The sequence below is a fragment of the Archangium sp. genome (genome assembly GCF_036388035.1).
Lineage (GTDB): Bacteria > Myxococcota > Myxococcia > Myxococcales > Myxococcaceae > Archangium.
On sequence record NZ_DASVSO010000470.1, the window covers coordinates 1 to 3,758 of the forward strand.

Below are 3,758 nucleotides of genomic sequence, written 5' to 3' on the forward strand. Positions count from 1 at the left end.
GTTCATTCAACGGGCTTCGGACCGCCCCCCTCTCCGGCCCCGCTCCTCCGGGGCTTCGGGTGCGCGCCCGCGTGAGCCGGTTGTCCATTGGCTCCCCTCTTGTCGGGAGCCGTCGCCGGCGATTTCCCTCTCCGCCGTCGCCGCCGCCTCTTCAACGCAGCGTCCCCAGGCCGTCCTCCGAGCTCTCGCAGCACCCGCGTGCGAGTACCGCTGTCCAGACGCAGCTCCTGCATGAGCATGTGCGCCTGCTGCGCCCCGTGCGGGTGGCGCAGCGCCTCGCTGAGCCGCTCGATGATATCGATCCGCAACGCCACGTGACCGAGCACCTCATATCCGAAGGCTCGCGCATTCCGGCCACCCAGCTCCGCGACCTCGAGCACCGGTTCGCGCGGAACGCCCTGGGGTGACGGACTCTGCTGGAACAGTGCCGTCAGCATGCACCGCCGTTCCAGGGCCTGCGGTGCGAGGGCCTCGGCGACGTAGACGAAGCGCTGTCCCTCGCGGACGCCCAACTTCCTCAAGCGCTCTCGGGCCTCCTCGTCCAGGAGCCGCCACTGCTCGCGCGCTTCACCCTGGGTAATCACTCCCAGCCCCTCGGCCAGGCGGTAGGCGAGGCCACGCGTCGCCGCGGAGCGATCCGCTCCGGTGAGGGTCTCGGCGGGAAAGCCTCCCATGGCTTCGGTGACGAGATCCCTCGCCAGCGCCACCAGCCGGCGCTCGAGCCGCCGCCGCGCGCCTCCGGTCCAGACCTCCGGCTCCGCCAGCGCGATCTGCGGGGTGCGCCGGTCCTTCCCACGCACCAAACGGGCCAGCGGCTGATCTTCGAACGAGATGCTTCCCGACGCATCCACCTGGAAGGCTTCATGCGTCGCATCGACCACCCGCTGGACGAACTGCTCCTCCGTCATCGCGCCGCCGTCAGTGCCCGATGCCTCGCCCAGCAGGAGCCCCAACTTGGCGAAGGGGCTGTCCGCTCCCCCGGGCGGAGGCTGGGCGGTGGCTCTCACGAAGCGGCGTGCACTCCTGCGGGCGGCCCGTTGCACGAAGCGCTCCACCAGCCGCTCATGGAGGGCGTCGCCCAGCGCGTCCTCGATGCGGCGGGTGCGCTCCTGCCACTGCTCGGCGTCATGCAGCCAGCTCGAGCGGTGGCTGATGTACGTCCAGATGCGGATGGCGGCCAGCCGGTCCATCAAGGTGTGGATGTCTCCGGAAACATCATCGAGCGGCGACACCTGTCGGTTCAGCCAGGCCTGTTCCAGCTTCCCGTCACCCTCGGAGAGCTGAAGAAAGGTCTCTCGCAGCAGCGGGAGGTGCAGACCGAAGAGCCCCTTGCGAAAATCCGGAATCTGGCAGACCTGCCATAGCAACTCGACCATGGCCCGGTCGGTGGCGACCTCGCGAATGGCTGGAACGCGCGAGAGCTCCTTGAGCGCATCGAAGTCGTCCGCGCGTTCCACTCGGATGAAGGAAGCGTGGCGCGGCGTTCGCGACAACGAATCCAGCAGCGACTCCAGGCTCGAGAAATCGAGCGCGGCATTGCGCCAGATGAGACTGCGTACCGCAGGGAACCGGTGGGACTCGATGGCCGAGACCACGCGCGGAGACAGCTCGGGCAGCGTGTTCAGGATTCCGAAACTCCCGTCATTCAAGTGGCGCCCCGCGCGGCCCGCGATCTGGGCCAGCTCGTCCGGGAAGAGGTCTCGCTGCTCGGCGCCGTCGAACTTGGACAGCCCCGCGAAGGCCACGTGGTTGAGGTCGAGGTTCAGTCCCATCCCAATGGCATCGGTGGCCACGAGGTACTGAACCTCCCCGGCCTGGTACATCGCCACCTGGGCATTGCGCGTCCTCGGAGAGAGGGCTCCCAGCACCACGGCGACCCCGCCCCGCAGGCGGCGCAGCGCCTCGGCGAGCTCGTACACGCGGTCCGCGGAGAACGCGACCACGGCCGAGCGCGGAGGAAGGCTCTTGAGGGAGCGCGGCCCGGAATAGCGAAGCTGGGACAGCCGGGTGGCGCGCTTCACCGAAGCGTGGGGGATGAGCGCCTGGACCATCGGCCGCATCGTGTCCGCGCCGAGGAACCAGGTTTCCCGCAGTCCCCGCGCATGGAGCAATCGATCGGTGAAGACGTGCCCGCGTTCGCGGTGGGCGGCGAGCTGGATTTCATCCACCGCGAGGAAGTCGACCTGTCGATCGGTCGGCATCGCCTCGACCGTACAAATCCAGTAATCGGCGCGGGGCGGCAGGCGCTTCTCTTCCCCCGTCATCAGGGCGACCCGCCCCTCGCCCACTCGAGCGGTCACCCGGTCGTAGACTTCGCGAGCGAGCAGGCGTAGCGGCAGGCCCATCATGCCCGTGTCGTGCTCGAGCATGCGCTCGATGGCGCGGTGGGTCTTCCCCGTATTCGTAGGCCCCAGCTCCGCCACGACGACGGACGATCGACTGGATGGGCTGGAGTTCATTGGCGAAATCTAACCCCAGGCAGAGCCTTCCGCCCTGGGGGCTGGCCCACCGAGAGGCCGAGCACGGCCGACCGCTGGCGCGAGGCCCGCGCTCACATCTCTCGTGTCGTAGCGCGCAGCGCCAACTGATGCCGGAGGTGCTCGGCCTCCTTGCCGAGTCCGCTCTCCTCCAGCCGGCGGGTGACATACCTCACGGCCGAGTCCATGTCGGGCACGACGGAGTACGGCATGGGCATCGTCTTGAAGGGCAGGATGAGGGTCAGCGCCACGCGAAGGGGTGCCGAGCTGAGGATGGTGGCGTTGCCGAGCAGCCGCTCGCTCAAGGCGACCGCGTTCGCCTGGATCCACTCCGCCTGCCTGCGGCGTTGCACGGCCGTGAGCATGCCGAACTGGGTCATATCCGTGATGGTGACGTACCTTTCCCGTCGCGCCAGATAGGCAAGCGAGCGGGTGTGGTACTCCTCCATCAACTGGTCCGAAGGAGAGCCCGTGGCCCGGAGCATGAGCAGGGGCCAGAGTGAGTCATCAAAGGTGACGAGGGCGCTGCTCAGGGCGGTACCTACTGGAGGGGTGGCAGGACGGGCCTCGGAGAAGCCCGAGGGCGCACCAGCCTAGCCCAGCACGTCGTTGCAAACCCACCCCCGTCCCCTCCAGCCCTGTTCTCGTCCGCTCCCCGACAGCCGTCCGCGGCGCGGCGCGATCTCCATCGCGCCCTGGACCGCGCTCCAGTACGGGACGGGGAGGGAGAGGTACCTCGCGATGATCGTCGGCGGCAAGCTGTCCTGGAAGATCGTCCTCAAATACACGGGCCAGCCGGTGCTGATGCACGTGGTGCTCGCCTTCGGCGTCGTCGTCGCCTACCAGCTGCTCGGCGCCGAGTGGTTGGCGGTGCCCGCGCTGCCCGTGACGGTGCTCGCCGCGACCATCAGCGTGCTGCTCGCCTTCCGCAACAACTCCGCCTACGACCGCTGGTGGGAGGCGCGCACGCTCTGGGGCTCGCTAGTGAACACGTCGCGCTCCTTCGCCCGTCAGGTGCTCACGTTCCTGCCCCGGACGGAGGTGACGAGCGCCCAGGAGCCCTCGCTGGTGCAGAGCGCCTCGTCGCCGCTGCTGCGCAGCGCGGTGGAGTCGGCGGCGACGGTGCGGAGCATCGCCGAGCTCGTGGCCAGCGATGGCGCCGTGCGGGATCGCTACGGAAAGGCACTCAACAGGGATCACCCCGAGGGGCGGGGGCTGCTGGCCACGCTCGAGACGCAGCAGATGGCGCGCGAGAGCCAGGGCCGGTACGGGGGCCCAGGC

General features: G+C 69.0%; 3 protein-coding genes. 1 reads left to right on the forward strand and 2 read right to left on the reverse strand.

Annotated elements, in window-relative coordinates:
* Positions 1-2: 2 nt before the first annotated feature.
* Entirely contained in the window at positions 3-2,459 is a 2,457-nt protein-coding gene (locus VF697_RS18875; RefSeq protein WP_331096934.1) for a helicase-related protein, read from the reverse strand.
* 92 nt (positions 2,460-2,551) lie between these two features.
* Positions 2,552-2,962, reverse strand: a complete 411-nt coding sequence (locus VF697_RS18880; protein ID WP_331096935.1) for a hypothetical protein — start codon at positions 2,960-2,962, stop codon at positions 2,552-2,554.
* Between the two features lie 256 nt (positions 2,963-3,218).
* Between VF697_RS18880 and VF697_RS18885 the strand changes: the two genes are divergently transcribed.
* A partial coding sequence (locus VF697_RS18885) for a bestrophin family ion channel (RefSeq protein ID WP_331096937.1) occupies positions 3,219-3,758 on the forward strand: 540 nt, incomplete at its 3' end.

Coding starts and splice junctions, on each gene's coding strand:
- VF697_RS18880 (WP_331096935.1), bottom strand. CDS start 2,962: ATGCTCCGGGCCACGGGCTCTCCTTCGGACCAGTTGATGGAGGAGTAC.
- VF697_RS18875 (WP_331096934.1), bottom strand. CDS start 2,459: ATGAACTCCAGCCCATCCAGTCGATCGTCCGTCGTCGTGGCGGAGCTG.